Here is a 19,334-nt window from a genome sequence, read left to right on the forward strand (position 1 = left end):
CTTCCGATCTATCCCGGTCGAGCCGGGATCGCCGTCTTGTCGAGATATATGTGGTTATGTCATCACGGCGAGCACGTCAGCGCTCGTCGTTGGGGCTTATCTTCGGTGTTTCGCTGAGACGTGCCGACTCGTCCAGGATGTCAGCGCCCTTCTCGCGCAGCGCCGCGATGTGCTTACGCCCATGGTGGGCGCAGAACAGCAACTCCCCACCTACCGGCAGGGTCGCGCGAATGTACGCCTGGGCACCGCAACGGTCGCAGCGGTCGAGGGCCGTCAGCGGCTTAACGGGGGCAAGAGCTCCAGTCACGTATCGCCTTTCGGGTCACCCCCGCCGAAGCGAGGATCTGGCGTCAGTCACTTGGAACAACATCTAACCGGACGTGGACGTTCCCAACCCACAGGTCTCTACGCCCAGAGCGGAATGTGTCCGAAAGTAATGGGGATCACCCTGCTGGTAACGGCAAACATGGCGCCATGGCAAGCTTGTACGCGTGCGTAAGGGAAGAACGGTAAGCTACGCACACGTGTTCGAACTATAGACCCGGAGGGCTGGAGTGACGGTAGTGGAGGCGGGTTACACGGCTCGGCACCTCTCGGTGCTCGAGGGCCTCGAGGCCGTCCGCAAGCGCCCGGGGATGTACATCGGATCCACCGACAGCCGGGGGCTCATGCACTGCCTCTGGGAGATCGTCGACAACGGCGTCGACGAGGCGCTGGGCGGCCACTGCGACCGCATCGAGGTCGAGCTCCACGCCGACGGCTCCATCGAGGTGCGCGACAACGGCCGCGGCATCCCCGTCGACGTCGAGCCCAAGAGCGGCCTGGCGGGCGTCGAGCTGGTCTACACCAAGCTCCACGCGGGCGGCAAGTTCGGCGGCGGCTCCTACACCGCCTCGGGCGGCCTCCACGGCGTCGGCGCCTCCGTGGTCAACGCCCTGTCGGCGCGGCTCGACATCCAGGTCGACCGCGACGGCAAGGTCCACGAGATGAGCTTCAGGCGCGGCGTGCCCGGCGTGTTCGACGGGCCGGAGCCGACCGCCAAGTTCAAGAAGAAGTCCGGCCTGCGCGACGGCGGCAAGCTGCCCGAGAAGGTCACCGGCACGCGCGTGCGCTTCTGGGCCGACAAGCAGATCTTCCTGCCCGACGCCGAGGTGTCGCTCGACGAGATCCACGTCCGGCTGCGCCAGACCGCCTTCCTGGTGCCCGGCCTCACCCTCGCCGTCGTCGACAGCCGCCACGAGGAGCAGGTCCGCGACGAGTTCCGCTTCGAGGGCGGCATCTCCGAGTTCACCGAGTTCCTCGCCCGCGACGAGGCCGTCTGCGACGTGCTGCGGCTGCAGGGCGTGGGCCACTTCCGCGAGACCGTGCCCGTCCTCGACGACCAGGGCCACATGACCTCCACCGAGGTCCAGCGCGAGCTCAGCGTCGACGTGGCCGTGCGCTGGGGCAAGGGGTACGAGTCCACGGTCCGCTCCTTCGTCAACGTGATCGCCACCCCCAAGGGCGGCACCCACGTCAACGGCTTCGAGCGCGGCCTCGTCCGCACGATCAACGAGCAGCTCCGCGAGACCCGCCTGCTCAAGAACGGCGACGACCCCGTCACCAAGGAAGACATCCTCGAAGGGCTCACCGCGGTCGTCACCGTCCGCGTGCCGGAGCCGCAGTTCGAGGGCCAGACCAAGGAGGTCCTCGGCACCTCCGCCGCCGCCCGCATCGTCTCCCACGTCGTCAGCCGCGATCTCAAGGAGCTGTTCGACAATCCGCCGCGCGGCTACAAGCAGCCGCTGCGCGCGGTGCTGGAGAAGATCGTCGCCGCAGCCAAGGCCCGCATCGCCGCCCGCGAGCACCGCGAGAACCAGCGCCGCAAGAGCGCACTGGAGAACTCCGCGCTGCCCGCCAAGCTCGTCGACTGCCGCAGCGACGACGTCGACCGCAGCGAGCTGTTCATCGTCGAGGGCGACTCCGCCCTAGGCACCGCCAAGCTGGCCCGCGACTCCGAGTTCCAGGCCCTGCTGCCGATCCGCGGCAAGATCCTCAACGTGCAGAAGGCGTCCGTCAGCGACATGCTGAAGAACGCCGAGTGCGCCGCCATCATCCAGGTCGTCGGCGCCGGCTCCGGCCGCTCCTTCGACATCGACGCCGCCCGCTACGGCAAGATCATCCTCATGGCCGACGCCGACGTCGACGGCGCCCACATCCGCTGCCTGCTGCTCACGCTCTTCCACCGCTACATGCGGCCCATGGTGGAGGCGGGCAGGGTCTTCGCCGCGGTTCCCCCGCTCCACCGCATCGAGCTGACCAACCCCGGGCGCGGCAAGGACAAGTACATCTACTGCTACTCCGACGCCGAGCTGCACAAGGTGCTGCGCGACCTGGAGCGGCGCGGCAAGCGCTGGAAGGACCCGGTCCAGCGCTACAAGGGCCTCGGCGAGATGGACGCCGACCAGCTGGCCGAGACCACCATGGACCCGCGCCACCGCATCCTGCGCCGCGTCCGCATCGAGGCCGCCGAGGAGGCGGAGCAGATCTTCAGCCTGCTGATGGGCAGCGACGTGGCCCCGCGCCGCGAGTTCATCGTCAAGAGCGCCGCCGAGGTCGACCGCGACCACATCGACGCCTGACCGCGCGCCCGGGGGTCAGCCGAGCGGGATCAGGCGGCCCGTCTTCACGTCGTAGACGGCGCCCACGACCGGCATGCCCGCCGGCAGGAACGGTGACGACGTGATGCGGGTCAGGTCGTGCACGAGAGCCTCGGTCTGGTCCGGCACCATGTGGAACTCCAGGCTCCGGGTGTCCACGCCCTGGTCACGGGTCAGCTGGTGCACGTCCGCGTCGGTGGCCTTGGTCATGCCGCAGTCGGTGTGCGGCATGACCAGCACCCGCTCCACCCCCAGCAGGTAGACCGCCAGCACGAGCGTACGCAGGACGTCGTCGGTGACCCGCGCGCCGGCGTTCCTGAGGATCTTCGCGTCGCCCGGCTCCAGCCCCAGCAGGCCGAGCGGGTCGATACGCGAGTCCATGCAGGTGACGACTGCCAGCCCACGTGCCGCGCGCCCGGTCAGGTCGGACCCGCGGAAGGTGCGGGCGAACTCGGCGTTGGCGGCAAAGAGGTCGTCGAACGCATCCATGCCAAAGATGATCCCCCATGACCGTTTCGTCGATGCGTCCGGGGGCCACGAATTCGCCGGAGGTGAGCAAGCTCACGCGATCACTGCTAACTTTGCGTGATGATTCCGTAGCCCATTGTGCGCATGATCGAAGAAGGTCGTCTTGAGCAGGTCCGAATCGCTTGCCGCGTATCTCCGTGCCCAGGCCCGGCGCTGTCTGGATCGAGTGGAGTCCGACGACGGCGGACGCAACGCCAGGCGCACGCTGGCCCTGCTCGACGCCGCCGCCTACGCCGGCGGGCTGGCCGACGACGACCCGCTGATCCTCATGCTCGACCAGGCCGGCTGCTACGGGCCGCTCGGCTGCGAGGCGTTCGACCCCGGCGAGGCCGGCACCCGGCTCGTGCGCACGTGGGAGGGAGCCGAGCCGCACGAGCTCCTCCTGTCGCTCCCGGCGGCGATCACCGCCGCCGCCGGACGGCGCGACCAGGAGCACGGCACCAGACCCTGCTGATGGGCGCCCCCGGCTCCTCAGGCCGGTTCGTTGCCCGGCTTCCACTTGATGCCGCAGCCCAGCGACGGCGTCTGGTCGTCCTCGACGGGTTTGCCGGCCAGCAGCGCGTCGACGGCGGCCCGGAGCGAGGAGCCAGTCACCGGGACCTTGTTGCCCGGCCTTGCGCCGTCGAACTCGCCCCGGTAGGCCAGCTTCAGAGCGGCGTCGTACAGGAAGAAGTCGGGCGTGCAGGCCGCGCGGTAGGCCTTGGCCACCTCCTGCGTGTCGTCGAGCAGGTAGGGGAAGGTGAAGCCGGCCCTGGCCGCCTGCTCGGCCAGGTGTGTGGGATCGTCGTCGGGGTAGTTCACGCTGTCGTTGCTGCAGATCGCGACGACCGAAAGGCGGGAGCCGTATTCGGCGGTCAGCTGCCCGAGCCCGTGCTCGATGTGGCGGACGTAGGGGCAGTGGTTCGACAGGAAGATCACGAGGGTGGCGGGGGAGCCTTCGAGGTCGGCGAGGGACACATTGCCGCCGTCGACGGCCGTCAGGTCGAAGTGCGGTGCGGGTGTGCCGAGCGGAACCATGAACGAATGCGCAGCCATGTCTCCCATTGTCGCCGGTCGTCCCTGTCGGAGGTGAATCCATGGAAGGCATCGCCCGGTTCCGGTCGACGGTGTTCGACTGCCCGGACCCGTCGGCTCTGGCCCGGTTCTACTCGCGCCTGCTCGGCTGGCCGATCACGGACGAGGACGACGGCTGGGTGGTGGTGAGCGACGGGCGATCGCCGGACCGGCTGGCGTTCCAGCTGGTGGAGGACTACCGGCCGCCGATGTGGCCGGAGGGGGAGCGGCCGCAGCAGCTGCACCTCGACGTTCTGGTGGACGATCTCGACGACGCGGAGAAGCGGGTGCTGGAGATCGGCGCGACCAAGGCGGAGGTCCAGCCGAGTGAGGACGACGCTTTCAGGGTCTTCCTCGACCCGGCCGGACACCCGTTCTGCCTGACGGTCTAGCGGGCCGAGCGCGCCAGCAGTTCCACCGCCTCGCTCAGGTCGCCGGAGGCCAGCTCGTGGTCCGCCCGCGCCTGCAGGTCGAACCGCTTGCCGGCCGCCTGGGCGGCGTCCCTGGCCACCGAGACGACCGTGTCACCCTGCTGGAAGGTGGCGCTGCGCGACCGTTCGAGCAGCGCCGCCGCACTCTGGACGGCCGCGGTGCTCCGGATGGTGCCGCCGGGGTGCCAGTTGCCGGGACGGAGCGCCGGGGTCAGCGCCGCCGCCGCTGCCTTCGCCGGTCCGTCGCCCTTGAGCAGCCGGTCGCGTACCTTCTTGAGCCGGTCGCGGCCGGAGTCCGTGCGCAGCCCCCACCCGTACGGGTAGAGCGGGTCGTAGGAGGCGTCGCCGACGTTGATCGGCACCTGCTCCTCGCCGCGGAACCAGGTGAACGGCAGCCGCCCGGTGTACGGGACCGCGCCGAACAGCGGGTCGGCCACGCCGTCGCCCTCGGTGCCCGGCAGCCAGGCCGCCACCACGGCCTCCACCCGCGACAGGTCGCCGAGCAGCAGCGGCCGGCCGGAGACGACCAGCACCACGCAGTCCATCGCCCCGCACACCCGGTCGATCGCGGCCCGGTCCGCGCCGGTCAGGTTCAGCGTGCGCCCGTTGACGCCCACGTCACCCTGGCCTTCCGCGTACGGGGTCTCGCCGACGACCACCACGCCCACGTCGTGCCCGTCGAGCGGCGCCGAGGCGTCGCGCGAGTAGGTGACGGACGGGGCGCGCTTCCGGATCGCCGACAGGATCGTGGTGCCGGGCGTGATCGGCCCGGACGAGCCCTGCCAGGTGATGGTCCAGCCGCCGGACTGGTTGCCGATGTCGTCGGCGTTCGAGCCCGCCACGTACACGCGGGCGTCCCGGTCCAGCGGCAGCAGGCCGCCGTCGTTCTTCAGCAGCACCTGCGAGCGGGCGGCGGCCTCACGGGCCACCTCGCGGTTCGCGGGCGAGCCCACCTCGGCCAGCCGTGACCGGTCCGCGTACGGGCGCTCGAACAGGCCCGCCTCGAACTTCTGGGTGAGGATTCTGGCGACCGCGTCGTCGATCCGCGACATCGGGATCCGCCCGGCCCGCACCTCGGCCTTCAGCGCGCCGACGAACTCCTGGTACGCGTACGGCACCATGATCATGTCCAGCCCGGCGTTGACCGAGGTCCGCACGTCGCTCGCGTAGTCGCCGGGGATCTGGTCGATCGCCTGCCAGTCGCTGACCACGAACCCCTTGAACCGGAGCCGGCCCTTCAGCACGTCCGTGATCAGCTCCCGGTGCGCGTGCATCTTCAGCGGCCCGTCGCCGGAGTCCACGCTGGAGAACGACGGCATGACCGTCGCCACCTCACGCTCGACCGCCTCGGCGAACGGCGACAGGTGGATCGCCTCCAGCTCGGCCCGGCTCACCTCGGTGACGCCCTGGTCGATGGTGTAGTTCCCGGTCGTGGACGAGCCGTACGTGGTGCCGCCGTCGCCGACGTAGTGCTTGGCGGTGGCCAGGACGCCGTTCTCCTGCATCCCGTCGATGATCGTCGCCATCCGCTTCACCAGCGCGGGGTCCTCGCCGAAGGACTCGTACGCGCGGCCCCACCGGTCGTCGCGGGACACGCACAGGCACGGCGAGAAGTTCCACGGGACGCCGGTCGCCTTCACCTCGCGTGCGGTGATCTTCCCGGTCCGCTCGGTGAGGGCGGGGTCGCGGGCGGCGCCCAGCCCGACGTTGTGCGGGAAGATCGTCGCCCCGACCACGTTGTTGTGGCCGTGCACCGCGTCCACGCCGTAGATGAGCGGGATCTGCAGCCGGGTCTGCCGGGCGCGGAGCTGGAAGCCGTCGATCATGTCCGCCCACGCCTCGGGCGTGTTGGTGGCCGGCGTGGAACCGCCGCCCGACAGGAGCGAGCCGAGCAGGTAGGCGGCGATGTCGTTCTGGCTGCCGAGCGCGCCGCGCTCGGCCTGCGTCATCTGCCCGGCCTTCTCCTCCAGCGTCATCCGGCCGAGCAGGTCGGCCACCCGCTGCCTGACGGGCCTGCGTTCGTCCAGGTACGGCAGGCCGTGCGCGTCGATGACGACGACCGGGTTCTCGGCCGGCGGCCTGACGCCCTCGCCCGACAGCAGGATCGGGATGGTCTCGGCCACCTCGGCGTCGCGGTCGCCCTTGGTCCTGACCAGGAACGACCTGGCCGTGCCCGAGGGGGTGCCCGCCGGGAAGGTGAGCGTGCCCGCGGCGGGGGTGTAGTCCTCGCCGGGCGTGGCGGTGCCGGCGCCGGTGGCGTAGCGCACGGTCAGGTCCGAGGGGAGCGGCCCGCCGGTGGCCGTGCTGACGGACACCCGCACCTCGGCCGAGCCGCGCTCCTTGACCGGGTAGACCGGCTCGTCGGTGGCGAGCCGGACCGGCCGGGGCGGCGCCGTCCCGTACACCTGGACGTCGTCCCAGAGCAGCGTGCCCGACGAGGCGGCGGGGAGCCGCATCGAGTAGCCCCACATGGCGATCAGGTCCAGCTCGCCGTCGGTGGGCGAGCCGCCCGGCTGGTAGTCGGCGCGGCGGGTGAAGTCCGCGAACGGCACGCTGACCTGCCGCCAGCCGGCGGTGTCGTCGGTGAACGAGGACTCGAACAGCTCAGCGCTGCCCGCGCCGCCGCCTCCGTCCTTGACCTCGAAGAAGACGCGCTGGCCGGTGCCCGCGCCCTTCACCCAGAACGAGAATCCCTCGTACGGTGACCAGTCCTGGGCGGCGGTCAGGTCGTGCGACCAGCCGCCCCACTGGCTGACCGTGTAGACGGTGCTCAACGCCCGGTTGCCCGCCGCCGCGCCCGGACGGTCGTCGGCGGGGGTCACGGTGAGCGTGGGGGTGGAGGCCGCGTCGTTGCCCCAGCCGGTCACGCCGGGCGGCAGGGTGGCGGACTCGAAGTCGGTCACGGTGTGCGGCTCGGCGGACGCCTGCACGGGTGGTGCCACCAGGAGCGAGGCGAGCACGGCCGCCGCGGCCCACAGTGGAGTTCTTAATCGGATCACTGAACCTCCCAGAGAGCGCTCTCTCCAAGAGATCGGACACGGGCCGTGGTTCATAACAGACGTTTCTTGACGAGAGTGAACCAGAGGCGCAAGATGGCCTTATTCAACGATTGATGAAATCTGGTGAGAGCGATGACCGGACACTGCGTCATCATCGGGGGCGGCCCCGCCGGCATGGTCGCCGGGCTGCTGCTCGCCCGGGCGGGCGTGCGGGTGACGGTGCTGGAGAAGCACGCCGACTTCCTGCGGGACTTCAGGGGCGACACCGTCCACCCGTCGACGCTCGCCCTGCTCGACGACCTGGGCCTGGGCGACCGGTTCGACCGGCTGCCCCAGTATCACATCACCGAGATCGCGTTCCCGGCCGCCGACGGGCCGGTGGTCATCGGAGACCTGTCGCGGCTCAGGGTCCGCCGCCCGTACATCGCCATGGTCCCGCAGTGGGACCTGCTGAACCTGCTGGCCGGGGCCGCCCGCGAGGAGCCCGGCTTCACCCTGCGGATGCGCACCGAGGTCACCGGTCTCATCCACGAGGGCGGGCGGATCGCCGGGGTGCGCTACCGCACCGCCGGCGGGCAGGACGGGGAGATCCGCGCCGACCTGACCCTGGCCTGCGACGGCCGCTGGTCCCTCGCCCGCCGTGGGGCCGGTCTGCGGGTCAAGGAGTACGGGGTGCCCTTCGACGTGTGGTGGTTCCGGCTGCCGCGCGACCGGGAGAACGGCATCGGGGCGCTCGTCCCGCGCGTCGTGGGCGACCGCCTGCTCATCGTCCTGCCCCGCGAGACCCACTTCCAGGTCGGCTACCTCGGCCCCAAGGGGCACGACCGCGAGTTCCGCGCCCGCGGGCTCGGACCGCTCCGCCGCGAGATCGCCGCGGCGGTGCCCGCGCTGGCCGGCGAGGTGGACGAGCTGACCTCGATGGACGATGTCAAGCACCTGGACGTCCGGCTCAACCGGCTGACCCGCTGGCACGCCGACGGGCTGCTGTGCATCGGCGACGCGGCCCACGCCATGTCGCCGGTCGGCGGCGTCGGCATCAACCTGGCGGTCCAGGACGCGGTCGCCGCCGCGACGCTCCTGGCCGGACCCCTGCGCAAAGGGCGGCCCACGCCCGCGGCGCTCGCCCGCGTCCGCGCCCGCCGCCTCATGCCGACAGTGGCCGTGCAGACCCTCCAGCGGCTGCTGCACCGGGCGTTCACCCTGCGGGTCATCCAGGGCACCTGGTCGGGGCCGCCCAGGCCGCTGGTGTGGCTCATGCGCCGCTTCCCGGCTCTCTCGTACGTCCCGGCGTACCTCATCGGCGTCGGCCCGCGCCCCGAACGCGCCCCCGCCTTCGCCCGCCGCCTGCCCGAGAAGACCTCGACGGGTACGTGAGCAGGCATGAGCTCACGGACCGAGGATCACCGTCTCCTCGGTCGCTGTCGTCTCGCCCCCGGCATGCGCCGCGAACGCGGCACCCCCGGCGAAGGACATGATCAGCGCGGCTGCCACCACGGCGGCCCGGCGCAGGCGTCCCCGGATCGCCGCGGTGGGGCCGACGGCCCGCACTGGAACCTGCGGGGCAACGGCGGCATGCTGTCGACCGCACGTGACCTGTTCCGCTGGCACCGCGCGCTGACCGGCGACGCCGTCCTGCCGGCGGGCGCCAGGAAGAAGCTCTTGACCGCGTACGCGCCGGTGCCGGACTCGGACGAGTCGTACGCGTACGGCTGGAACATCCGCGGCACCGGCGACGGCCGGATCGCCTGGCACGACGGCGGCAACGGATGGTCGCCGGCGAACTACGCGCTGTCCCCGGGCGACGGCACGATGGCCTTCTGGGTCAGCAACCACGCCTACCGGCGGGGAGCGTGGAACTTCGAGGACCTGGAGCCGGACCTGACCCTGGGCCTCCTGGCACGCGCCCGTGAGACCCGCCCCGGAGACCGGGACGGGTGACATGGGCCCGCTCAGCCTTCCGGCGTCGCGGAGGCGGGCGCGGGAGCGGAGGCCAGGGCGCCGCCGACGGCGCCGATGGTGTGAGTGAGACGGACCCCGGAGCCGTCGCGGCGGCCGAGCTCCTCGGGCAGCGGCACCGGCTTGCCCACCGGGGAGACCGCCCTGGCCGGTGCCGGGCCCGCCCAGGCCAGCAGCAGCACGTCCTCGCCCTTCAGGAACCGCTGGGCGCGTACCCCGCCCGTGGCCCGGCCCTTGGCCGGGAAGTCGGCGTAGTCGGACACCTTGCCGCCGCCGATCTGCGTGCCGGGAAGCGCGGTGGACGAGCCCGCCACCGTCACCACCCGGGCGGGCCTGGACGGGTCGACCACGCCGAACCAGATCACCCGCGCGGCGCCGTCGAGGCGGACGCCCGCCATGCCGCCCGCCGGCCGCCCCTGCGGCCTGACCAGCGACGCCGGGAAACGCAGCAACTGGGCCTCGGACGTGATGAACACCACGTCGTGCTCCTCGGACTCCAGCTCGACGGCGCCCACCACCGTGTCGCCGTCCTTGAGCGTGATCACCTCGAAGTCGTCGCGGTTGGCGGGGTATTCGGGCACCACCCGCTTGATCACGCCCTGCGCCGTGCCGAGCGCCAGGCCCGGCCCCGACGGGTCGAGCGAACCCAGCCCCACCACGGTCTCGCCGGGCTCCAGCGACACGAACTCGGAGACCGGATGCCCGCCCGACAGGGTCGGCGGGGCGGCCGAGGCAGGCAGCGTCGGCAGGTCGACCACCTGGACGCGGATGAGCCGGCCCTGCGACGTCACCACCCCCACCTCGCCCCGCACGCTCGTGCGGACGGCGGAGACCAGCACGTCGTGCGGCGAACGGCCGCCCTCGGCCGCCAGCGGCTCGGCGTCGGCGGTGCGCGCCAGCAGGCCCGTGGACGACAGCAGCGCCAGGCACGGGTCGTCGGCCACCTGCAGCGACACCACCGGGGTGCGGGTCTGCCCGGAGGCCTCACGCAGCTCGGTGCGGCGCGGCGTGCCGTACTTCTTCGACACCTCGGCCAGCTCGCCGGAGACCACCTGGCGCAGCCGCGTCTCCGACGAGAGGATCGCGGTCAGCTCGGCGATCTCCTCGGTGAGCGTCTCCTTCTCGCGGTCGAGCTCCAGCTTGTCGTAGCGGGTCAGGCGGCGCAGCGGCGTGTCGAGGATGTAGGAGGCCTGCACCTCGGTCAGGTCGAACACGCTCATCAGCCGCTCGCGCGCCTGCGCCGAGTCGTCGGACGCGCGGATCACCTGGATGACCTCGTCGATGTTGAGCAGCGCGACGATCAGGCCGTCGACCAGGTGGAGCCGGTCCTCGCGCTTGCGGCGCCGGAACTCCGAGCGCCGCCGGACGACCTCCAGCCGGTGGTTCACGTACACCTGGAGCAGCTCGCGCAGGCCGAGCGTGCGCGGCTCACCGTCGACCAGCGCGACGTTGTTGATGCCGAAGGTCTCCTCCATCGGCGTCAGCCGGTAGAGCTCCTCCAGCACCGCTTCGGGGATGAAGCCGTTCTTGATCTCGATGACCAGGCGCAGGCCCTTGTGCCGGTCGGTGAGGTCCTTGAGATCGGCGATGCCCTGCAGCTTCTTGCTGGTCACCAGCTCTTTGATCTTGGTGACCACGCGCTCGGGGCCGACGTTGTAGGGCAGCTCGGTGACGACGATGCCCTTGCGGCGCGGGGTGATCTGCTCGACCGTGCAGGTGGCCCGCATGCGGAAGGTGCCGCGCCCGGTCTCGTAGGCGTCTCGGACGCCCTGCAGGCCGATGATGGTGCCGCCGGTCGGCAGGTCGGGCCCGGGCACGAACTTCATCAGCTCGTCGAGCGTCGCCGCCGGCTTCTTGATCAGATGGCGGGCGGCGGCGACGACCTCGGTCAGGTTGTGCGGCGCCATGTTGGTCGCCATGCCGACCGCGATGCCGGTGGTGCCGTTGACCAGCAGGTTGGGGAACGCCGACGGCATGACCGTCGGCTCCGTCTCCTGCCCGTCGTAGTTGGGCTTGAAGTCGACGGTGTCCTCGTCGATCGACTCCACCATGAGCATCGCCGCCGGGGCCAGCCTGGCCTCGGTGTAACGCATGGCCGCCGGCAGGTCGTCGGGCGAGCCGAAGTTGCCGTGGCCGTCGACCAGCGGCAGCCGCATCGAGAACGGCTGCGCCAGCCGCACCAGCGCGTCGTAGATGGCGCTGTCGCCGTGCGGGTGGAGCTTGCCCATGACGTCGCCGACCACGCGGGACGACTTGACGTGCCCCCGGTCGGGCCGCAGGCCCATCTCGCTCATCGAGTAGAGGATGCGCCGCTGCACCGGCTTGAGGCCGTCGCGGGCGTCGGGCAGCGCCCGCTGGTAGATGACGGAATAGGCGTACTCGAGGAAGCTCGTGCGCATCTCGGACGACACGTCGATGTCGACGATGCGCTCCTCGAAGTCCTCGGGAGGGGGTGCGGTGCTGCGTCGGGCCATGTCGAACATTGTGCCGAAGAAAAGAGGGTGCGTGCGACTCCATCGCCCCGGCTCGGAATCGTCGGCCGGACCTGGTAACAAGGAACCCATGATTGACGCCCCCGACGCGGCGATGCTGCGCGAAGAGGCCGAGGAGAAGCTGCGGGCGCTGGCGGGCGAGCACGCCCGGTTGCGTGACGACCAGTGGACCGCCATCGAGGCGCTCGTCGTCGACCGGCGCCGGGTGCTCGTCGTGCAGCGCACCGGCTGGGGCAAGTCCGCGGTCTACTTCGTGGCCACCGCCCTGCTGCGCGAGCTGGGCGAGGGGCCCACGGTCATCGTCTCGCCGCTGCTCGCCCTCATGCGCAACCAGATCGCCGCCGCCGAACGCGCCGGCATCCGCGCCGTGACGATCAACTCGGCCAACCCCGAGGCGTGGGAGGAGGTCTACGGCGAGGTCGCCGCCGGCCAGGTCGACGTGCTCCTGGTCAGCCCCGAGCGGCTCAACAACCCCGACTTCCGCGACAACGTCCTGCCCGAGCTGGCCGAGAGCGCCGGCCTGGTCGTGGTCGACGAGGCCCACTGCATCTCCGACTGGGGCCACGACTTCCGCCCCGACTACCGCCGCCTGGCCACGCTGTTCGAGGAGCTGCCGCCCGGCATCCCGGTGCTCGCCACCACCGCCACGGCCAACGCCCGCGTCACCCGCGACGTCGCCGAGCAGATGGGCGAGGACACCCTGGTCCTGCGCGGGCCGCTGGAGCGCGAGAGCCTCCACCTGAGCGTCGTCAGGCTCCCGAGCGCCGAGCAGCGGCTGGCCTGGCTGTCCCAGACCCTGCACGAGCTGCCCGGCTCCGGCATCGTCTACACCCTCACCGTCGCCGCCGCCCACGAGATCGCCGGCCACCTGCGCGACCAGGGCCACGAGGTGGCCGCCTACTCCGGCCAGACCGAGCCGGCCGAGCGGCTGGCGGCCGAGGAGGCGCTGCTCGCCAACAAGATCAAGGCGCTGGTGGCGACGAGCGCGCTCGGCATGGGCTTCGACAAGCCCGACCTCGGGTTCGTCGTCCACGTGGGCGCCCCGCAGTCGCCGGTCGCCTACTACCAGCAGGTCGGCCGGGCCGGGCGCGGCGTCGAGCGGGCCGAGGTGATCCTGCTGCCCGGCGCCGAAGACCGCGACATCTGGGCCTATTTCGCCTCCCTCGCGTTCCCGCCCGAGCCGGTCGTCCGCACCGTGCTCCAGACGCTGGAGGAGCGGGGCGTCATGTCCACCCCCGCCCTGGAGACCGCCGTCGACCTGAGCCGCAGCCGCCTGGAGATGATGCTCAAGGTGCTCGACGTCGACGGCGCGGTGCGCCGGGTCAAGGGCGGCTGGGAGGCCACCGGCGAGCCGTGGGCCTACGACGCCGAGCGCTACTCCCGCATCGCCGCCGAGCGCGGGGCCGAGCAGGAGGCCATGCTGGGCTACCTCACCACCGACCGCTGCCGCGAGCACTACCTGCGCGAGCTGCTCGACGACGAGGCCGCCGGGCCGTGCGGCCGCTGCGACAACTGCACCGGCCACCACCGCTCGCCCGGCATCGCCGCCCCGGCCGTCGAGCGCGCCCGCGAGCGGCTGGCCCGGCCCGGCGTGGAGATCGACCCCCGCAAGCAGTGGCCGACGGGGCTGGCCGACCTGTCCGGCAAGATCAAGCCCGAGCTCCGCGCCGAGCCCGGACGCGCCCTCGGCCGGCTGACCGACATCGGCTGGGGCAACCGCCTGCGCGACCTGTTCCAGGGCCCCGACGGGCCGATGCCCGACGACATGTTCGCGGCCGTGATCAAGGTGCTGTCCGCCTGGGAGTGGGAGCAGCGGCCGGTGGCCGTGGTCGGCGTGCCCTCCTCGGCCAGGCCGCTGCTGGTGCGCGCCTTCGGCGAACGGCTCGCGCAGGTCGGCCGCCTGACCTACCTCGGCGAGCTGGGCTACCGGTCGGGGCCACCCGGCCGGCAGTTCAACAGCGCCAAGCGGGTCCAGGCCGTACGGGCGACGCTCGCCATGCCCAAGGAACTGGGCGCCGCGGTGGCGGCGTGCGGCGGCCCGGTGCTGCTGGTCGACGACCGCGTCGACACCGGCTGGACCATGACCCTCGGCGCCGCCCTGGTCCGCCACGCGGGCGCCCCGGCCGTCCTCCCCCTGACCCTGGCCGTCACATCCTGATCAGCGCGCGCCCGGCTTGTCCCGTACGCGGGGCTGATGCGCGCGTCCGCGCCGGTCGGCGGTCTACGCTTTGCCGATCAGCCCAGCCCGGCGAGCGCCGCCTCAGCCTCTCGTGGGAAGCGCCCGCGCCGCCCGGGCGTCGTTGGTGGTCCGGTGTGCGGCAGTTGCCTGTCACCTGCTCGCCTGACGTTGAACGCGCAGGTAGACGCCGCCCTCGCCAAAGCCGGGGGTCTCGTACGGCGCCGGACCGGGGATCGCCGGGCAGTCACGGACGCTGGCAAGGCCAACTGAAGGCGCGACCCGCTGAAGGCGCGGCCTGCTAAAGGCGCGGCCCGTCTGAGACAGGACCCGTTAGAGGCGCGGCCCGCTAGAGGCGCGGGCGGGCGCCGAGGTGCACGATGGCCTTGGAGGCCAGGCTGCAGCCGGCGCTCAGGGACTCCGCCGGGGGCTTGCCCGCCAGCCACGCCGGCAGGAACCCGGCGCAGAACGCGTCGCCCGCGCCCGTGCCGTCGACGATGCGGTCGACCGGCTCGGCCGGCGCCCGCACCGGCTCGGGGCGGCCGTTGCCGTACCACAGCGCGCCCTCGGCGTTCATCTTGATCACGACCTGCGGGAACCACGCGGTCAGCACCTTGGCCGCCGCCTCGGGATCGTCGCGGCCGGTCAGCACCTTGGCCTGGTCGGCGTTGGCGAACAGCAGCTTGGCGCCGCCCGTCCACTCCAGGAACGGCTCCGCGCCCGTACGCTCCAGCGGCGCCGCGGAGGCGCAGTCGACGGAGATCGACATCCCCGCGCGGCGCGCCATGTCGAGCGCGGCGAGACCGGCCTCGCGCGAGCCCTCGTTGATCAGCGTGTAGCCGGACAGGTGGAGGTGGCCGCCGCCGAACAGGTCGCGCGGCAGGTCCTCGGGGGCCAGCGCCGCGTTGGCGCCGGGGTCGGAGAGCATGGTGCGCTCGCCCTTGTGCGTCACGAGCACCACGCAGGTGCCGGTGGGACGCTCCGGGTCCATGACGAGCCGGGCGTCGACGCCGTAGCCCATCAGCTCCATGTCGCGGTTACGGCCGGTGATGTCGGCGCCGCGGCGGCCGATGTAGGCCACCTCCGCGCCCTCGACCGCCAGCCACGAGGCGATGTTGGCGCCCGAACCGCCTCCGTGCATGGTCACGACCGCGGGTGTGTCGCTCGCTCTGGCGAGCGCATAACGGGCGCGCGCCACCGCGTCGGTCATGAGATCGCCCACCACGACGACCCGCGTCATGATGCCACCACCTTGCTTGCTGCTACAGATCGAGCCTGGCCACGGCAAAACTAACAGCTTCGGGGCTGCTCGTGGGGCGGACCCCCGACACCCGGCCTGAGTCGATGCACATCCGTTGCCCAATCGGGCCGGGGATTCTTGGCATGTGGGATGGGGGTTTAGTCTCGGGACTGTGGAGGCACAATATCCCGCTCACTGGGAAGCGGATGTCGTCCTGGCCGACGGCGGCACTGCTCACCTGCGCCCCATCAGGCCCGCCGACGCAGACCGGCTGCGCGCTTTCTACTCGCGGCTGTCCGACGAGTCCATCTACTTCCGGTTCTTCGGGCCGCGGCCGCGGCTGTCCGACCGCGAGGTGCGGTGGTTCACCAACGTCGACTACGTCGGCCGGGTCGCCCTGATCGCCACGATCGGGGCCGACATGGTGGCCGTCATCCGCTACGACCGCACCGGGCCGGGCGAGGCGGAGGTGGCGTTCCTGGTCGAGGACGCCCACCAGGGCAGGGGAGTGGCCTCGGTGCTGCTCGAACACCTGGCGGCGACGGCCCGCGAGCGAGGCATCGAGCGCTTCGTCGCCGACGTGCTGCCCGCCAACATGAAGATGATGGGCGTGCTCCGCCAGGCCGGCTACACCGCCGAGAGCCGGTTCGCCGACGGCGTGGTCCGCATGACCCTCGACCTGACCCCCACCGAGACCTCGACCGAGGTCACCATGGCCCGCGAGCACCGCGCCGAGGCCCGGTCCATCGCCCGGCTGCTGGCCCCCGGCTCGGTCGCCGTCATCGGCGTCTCACGCGAGCCGGGCGGCGTCGGCCAGACCGTGCTGCGCAACCTGCTCGCCGCCGACTTCACCGGCCCCGTCTATCCCGTGCACCGCGAGGCGCGCGCCGTGGCGGGCGTGCGCGCGTACCCGGGCATCGGCGCCATCGACGACGAGGTCGACCTGGCCGTGGTGGCGGTGCCGGCCGGCAGCGTGCTGGACGTCGTCGAGGAGTGCGCCGCCAAGGGCGTGCACGGGCTGGTCGTGGTCTCCTCCGGCTTCGGCGAGCTGGGCGAGGAGGGCCGCGCCAGGCAGGACGAGCTGGCCCGCATCGCCCGTGCCCACGGCCTGCGCGTCGTCGGCCCCAACTGTCTCGGCATCGCCAACACCGACCCCGCCGTCAAGCTCAACGCCACCCTCGCCGCCACCGTCCCCGGCCGCGGCACGGTCGGCTTCTTCAGCCAGTCGGGCGCGCTCGGCACCGCGCTGCTGCAGCGGGTGGCGCAGCGGGGCATGGGCATCTCGTCGTTCGTCTCCGCGGGCAACCGGGCCGACGTGTCGGGCAACGACCTGTTGCAGTATTGGGAGGAGAACGACGCGACCGAGGTGATCCTGCTCTACCTCGAGTCGCTGGGCAACCCGCGCAAGTTCACCCGCCTGGCCAGGCGGATCTCCCGCAGCAAGCCGATCGTGGTGGTCAAGAGCGGCGGCACCCCCTCCGGCCACTCCGCCCAGGAGCTGGGGCTGCCCGACTCGGCGATCAGCTCGCTGTTCGAGCAGGCGGGGCTGATCCGGGTCGACGACCTGATCCAGCTCTTCGACGTCGGCCAGCTGCTGGCCTACCAGCCGCTCCCCGCCGGTCCGCGGGTCGCCGTGATCACCAACTCCGACGCGCTCGGCCTGCTCGCCGCCGACGCCTGCGTCGCCGCCGGTCTGTCGCCGCGCCCGCCGGTCAACCTGGGTGCGGCCGCGGGGCCGTCCGAGTTCGGTACGGGGCTCGCCGGCGAGCTGGCCTCACCCGAGGTGGACGCGGCCGTCGTCATCTACATGCCGCCCATCCCCGGTGACGCGGCCGGGGTGGCGGCCGAGCTGCTGCGGGTGTCGAAGGGCGCGTCGAAGCCCGTGCTGGCCACGTTCGAGGGATATCTCGGCATGCATCCGCATCTGCGGGCCGGGCCCGCGCCGGAACGCGGGTCCATCCCCTCGTACGCGGCCCCCGAGGAAGCCGTGCGCGCCCTCGCCCAGGCGGTCCGCTACGCCCGCTGGCGCGCCGAGCCGGCCGCGCCGCCCCCGGAACTGGAGGACGTCGACACCGCCCGCGTCCGCGCCCTCGCCACCGAGACACTCGCGGGCGCCCTCCCACCGGCACACCCTGAGACCACCGGCGCCCCCGAGACGGCCGACTCCGCCGAGGCGTCTCCCGAAGGTGGGAAGCGCTCGCCGGACGCTTCCGCTGCGGACGGTCCTCTGGAGGACTCCTCCGCCCCGCGTCCATCTTCGGCGGGGGGTGGGTCCACCGCGGAGGGGGATGCGGCCGGCGCCTCCGGCGGGGTGTCCCCGGAGGACGGTTCCGTCGTGCGGTCCGGTGATACGGAAGGGACACCGCATCCCCGCCCGTCCGGGAGCCCCTATCGGACGGGTGCTACGGAGGTCGTGCCGGGAGGCGGGAGGGCTCCGTACTTCGCGGCGGCCGGGCCGCCGGTGGAGGCCGACGCCGCGGAGCTGCTCGCCTGTTACGGGCTGACCGTCTGGCCCGCCGAGGCGGTCGGCTCGGCCGACGAGGCCGCGCGGGCCGCCGAACGGCTCGGCTGGCCGGTCGTGCTCAAGGTGGCCGACCCCGAAGCGTCCCGCCGGGCGGGGACGGTACGCCTCGGGCTGCCGACCGCCGACGCCGTGCGGCACGCGTACGAGGAGTTCACCCGGCAACTCGGCGACGGAGTGGAGCTGGCCGTCCAGCGGATGGCGCCACAGCCGGCCGTGCCGACGGTGGTGAGCGTCGTCGACGACCCGGCGTTCGGCCCTGTCGTGTCGTTCGGGCTGGGCGAGGTGGCCGCCAGGCTGCTGCGCGACCGGGGCTTCCGGCTGGCGCCGCTCACCCGGGAGGACGCGGCGGGGCTGGTGCGTTCGGTGCGGGCCGCGCCGCTGCTGTTCGGCGAGTACGGTTACCCGCCGGTGGCGGTGGACGCCCTGGAGGACCTGCTCGTCAGGGTGAGCCGCCTGGCCCACGACCTGCCGGAGCTGGCCAGGCTGGACCTGGACCAGGTGCTCGTGGGCGAGGAGGGCGTGACGATCCTCGACGCCAGGGCCGTCCTGCGCACCCCCGCGGGCCCCCGCCTCGACGGCGGCCCCCGCAGGCTCAGCTAGCTCCCGGCCGCTCCGGCGCTCCCGTACGCGGTGGCGCAGACGTTATAGAGCGTTACATCCGGCGGGTGGTTGCACTGTGCGACCCTGGCAAACTGGATCCATGAGGGAAACCCGAGTCTCAGCCGCGGGCCTGCGTGAAGCGATCGAGCGCAGCGGCTACTATCCCGACCTCGTCACCGATGCGGTCGAATCCGCGCTGGGCAAGGAGGCCGTCACGGCCTTCGTGGTGCACCACGAGGCCACCTTCGATCCCGCGATGGAGGTGCGCAGGCACGTCACCGTCCTGGTGCTGACGGGCACGAGGCTCCTGGTGTGCCACACCGACGAGCACCCCGCCGTGGAGGGCGTCTCGACCGCGCACGCCTCCACGACCACCGAGGCCGTCCAGCTCGGCCGCATCCAGTCGGTGGCGGTCACCCGGGTGGTCCCCGAGCCGGCGTCGTACGTCCCCGGCGTCCCCCCGACGGAGGTGACGCTCACGATCGGGTGGGGCGCCATCTCCCACGTCGACCTCGAGCCCGCCACCTGCGGCGACGAGAACTGCGAGGCCGACCACGGCTACACCGGCGCCATCACCGCCGACGACCTCTCCCTCCGGGTCAGCGAGGCGGCCGACGGCCCCGAGGCGGTCACCCACGTCCTGGCCTTCGCCAAGGCCCTCTCCGAAGCCACCGCCCGCGCCGCCGCCTGACCGCG

The 19,334-nt window shown here is 72.2% G+C and carries 14 protein-coding genes; 8 read left to right on the forward strand and 6 right to left on the reverse strand.

Annotation, left to right across the window (positions count from 1 at the left end; genetic code table 11):
* Window positions 1-76: 76 nt before the first annotated feature.
* Window positions 77-307, reverse strand: a complete 231-nt coding sequence (locus KME79_RS45935; RefSeq protein ID WP_148030166.1) for a DUF7455 domain-containing protein — start codon at window positions 305-307, stop codon at window positions 77-79.
* Between the two features lie 247 nt (window positions 308-554).
* Between KME79_RS45935 and KME79_RS42145 the strand changes: the two genes are divergently transcribed.
* Window positions 555-2,621, forward strand: a complete 2,067-nt coding sequence (locus KME79_RS42145; protein WP_148030167.1) for a DNA gyrase/topoisomerase IV subunit B — start codon at window positions 555-557, stop codon at window positions 2,619-2,621.
* A gap of 15 nt (window positions 2,622-2,636) precedes the next feature.
* Here KME79_RS42145 and KME79_RS42150 read toward each other — a convergent pair whose 3' ends face one another.
* Window positions 2,637-3,128 carry a beta-class carbonic anhydrase gene (locus KME79_RS42150; protein ID WP_148030168.1) on the reverse strand — a complete coding sequence of 164 codons (492 nt, stop codon included), beginning with the start codon at window positions 3,126-3,128 and terminating at the stop codon, window positions 2,637-2,639.
* A gap of 142 nt (window positions 3,129-3,270) precedes the next feature.
* Here KME79_RS42150 and KME79_RS42155 point away from each other — a divergent pair, with 142 nt between their 5' ends.
* Window positions 3,271-3,621 (forward strand): hypothetical protein, encoded by a 351-nt coding sequence (locus KME79_RS42155; RefSeq protein WP_148030169.1) that lies wholly within the window; start codon window positions 3,271-3,273, stop codon window positions 3,619-3,621.
* Between the two features lie 17 nt (window positions 3,622-3,638).
* Here the strand turns inward: KME79_RS42155 and KME79_RS42160 are convergent, their stop codons facing one another.
* The gene (locus tag KME79_RS42160; RefSeq protein WP_219551799.1) at window positions 3,639-4,202 is read right to left on the reverse strand and encodes a thioredoxin family protein; all 564 of its coding nucleotides are present in this window, start codon (window positions 4,200-4,202) and stop codon (window positions 3,639-3,641) included.
* A gap of 41 nt (window positions 4,203-4,243) precedes the next feature.
* On the opposite strand from KME79_RS42160, the gene KME79_RS42165 reads away from it, so the two are divergent.
* Window positions 4,244-4,612 (forward strand): VOC family protein, encoded by a 369-nt coding sequence (locus tag KME79_RS42165; RefSeq protein ID WP_219551801.1) that lies wholly within the window; start codon window positions 4,244-4,246, stop codon window positions 4,610-4,612.
* Here KME79_RS42165 and KME79_RS42170 read toward each other — a convergent pair.
* A complete protein-coding gene (locus KME79_RS42170; protein WP_308249244.1) occupies window positions 4,609-7,650 on the reverse strand; it encodes a glycoside hydrolase family 3 N-terminal domain-containing protein in 3,042 nt (1,013 codons plus the stop codon). The genes KME79_RS42165 and KME79_RS42170 overlap by 4 nt on opposite strands.
* A 132-nt stretch (window positions 7,651-7,782) precedes the next feature.
* Between KME79_RS42170 and KME79_RS42175 the strand changes: the two genes are divergently transcribed.
* Complete coding sequence (locus tag KME79_RS42175; protein WP_219551803.1) at window positions 7,783-9,024, forward strand: FAD-dependent oxidoreductase; 1,242 nt, start codon at window positions 7,783-7,785, stop codon at window positions 9,022-9,024.
* A gap of 63 nt (window positions 9,025-9,087) precedes the next feature.
* Window positions 9,088-9,588, forward strand: a complete 501-nt coding sequence (locus KME79_RS42180; RefSeq protein WP_219551805.1) for a serine hydrolase — start codon at window positions 9,088-9,090, stop codon at window positions 9,586-9,588.
* A gap of 11 nt (window positions 9,589-9,599) precedes the next feature.
* Here KME79_RS42180 and KME79_RS42185 read toward each other — a convergent pair whose 3' ends face one another.
* On the reverse strand, window positions 9,600-12,089 hold the full coding sequence (locus tag KME79_RS42185) for a DNA gyrase/topoisomerase IV subunit A (RefSeq protein WP_219551807.1): 2,490 nt from the start codon (window positions 12,087-12,089) through the stop codon (window positions 9,600-9,602).
* A 79-nt stretch (window positions 12,090-12,168) separates the two neighbouring features.
* Here KME79_RS42185 and KME79_RS42190 point away from each other — a divergent pair, with 79 nt between their 5' ends.
* Entirely contained in the window at window positions 12,169-14,256 is a 2,088-nt protein-coding gene (locus KME79_RS42190) for a RecQ family ATP-dependent DNA helicase (RefSeq protein WP_246641326.1), read from the forward strand.
* Between the two features lie 367 nt (window positions 14,257-14,623).
* On the opposite strand, the gene KME79_RS42195 is transcribed toward KME79_RS42190, so the two are convergent.
* Entirely contained in the window at window positions 14,624-15,514 is an 891-nt protein-coding gene (locus KME79_RS42195; protein ID WP_219551809.1) for a carbohydrate kinase family protein, read from the reverse strand.
* A 172-nt stretch (window positions 15,515-15,686) separates the two neighbouring features.
* On the opposite strand from KME79_RS42195, the gene KME79_RS45940 reads away from it, so the two are divergent.
* A complete protein-coding gene (locus tag KME79_RS45940; protein WP_308249245.1) occupies window positions 15,687-18,638 on the forward strand; it encodes a GNAT family N-acetyltransferase in 2,952 nt (983 codons plus the stop codon).
* 100 nt (window positions 18,639-18,738) lie between these two features.
* Window positions 18,739-19,329 carry a DUF5998 family protein gene (locus KME79_RS42210; protein WP_219551811.1) on the forward strand — a complete coding sequence of 197 codons (591 nt, stop codon included), beginning with the start codon at window positions 18,739-18,741 and terminating at the stop codon, window positions 19,327-19,329.
* The last annotated feature ends 5 nt before the right edge of the window (window positions 19,330-19,334 follow it).

Source organism: Nonomuraea harbinensis (assembly GCF_019396385.1).
GTDB lineage: Bacteria > Actinomycetota > Actinomycetes > Streptosporangiales > Streptosporangiaceae > Nonomuraea > Nonomuraea ferruginea.

Excerpts from the sequence above, each read along its gene's own strand:
- KME79_RS42150 (WP_148030168.1), bottom strand. The coding sequence starts at position 3,128 with ATGGATGCGTTCGACGACCTCTTTGCCGCCAACGCCGAGTTCGCCCGC.
- KME79_RS42160 (WP_219551799.1), bottom strand. The coding sequence starts at position 4,202 with ATGGCTGCGCATTCGTTCATGGTTCCGCTCGGCACACCCGCACCGCAC.
- KME79_RS42165 (WP_219551801.1), top strand. The coding sequence starts at position 4,244 with ATGGAAGGCATCGCCCGGTTCCGGTCGACGGTGTTCGACTGCCCGGAC.
- KME79_RS42175 (WP_219551803.1), top strand. The coding sequence starts at position 7,783 with ATGACCGGACACTGCGTCATCATCGGGGGCGGCCCCGCCGGCATGGTC.
- KME79_RS42180 (WP_219551805.1), top strand. The coding sequence starts at position 9,088 with ATGCGCCGCGAACGCGGCACCCCCGGCGAAGGACATGATCAGCGCGGC.
- KME79_RS42185 (WP_219551807.1), bottom strand. The coding sequence starts at position 12,089 with ATGTTCGACATGGCCCGACGCAGCACCGCACCCCCTCCCGAGGACTTC.
- KME79_RS42190 (WP_246641326.1), top strand. The coding sequence starts at position 12,169 with ATGATTGACGCCCCCGACGCGGCGATGCTGCGCGAAGAGGCCGAGGAG.
- KME79_RS42195 (WP_219551809.1), bottom strand. The coding sequence starts at position 15,514 with ATGACGCGGGTCGTCGTGGTGGGCGATCTCATGACCGACGCGGTGGCG.
- KME79_RS42210 (WP_219551811.1), top strand. The coding sequence starts at position 18,739 with ATGAGGGAAACCCGAGTCTCAGCCGCGGGCCTGCGTGAAGCGATCGAG.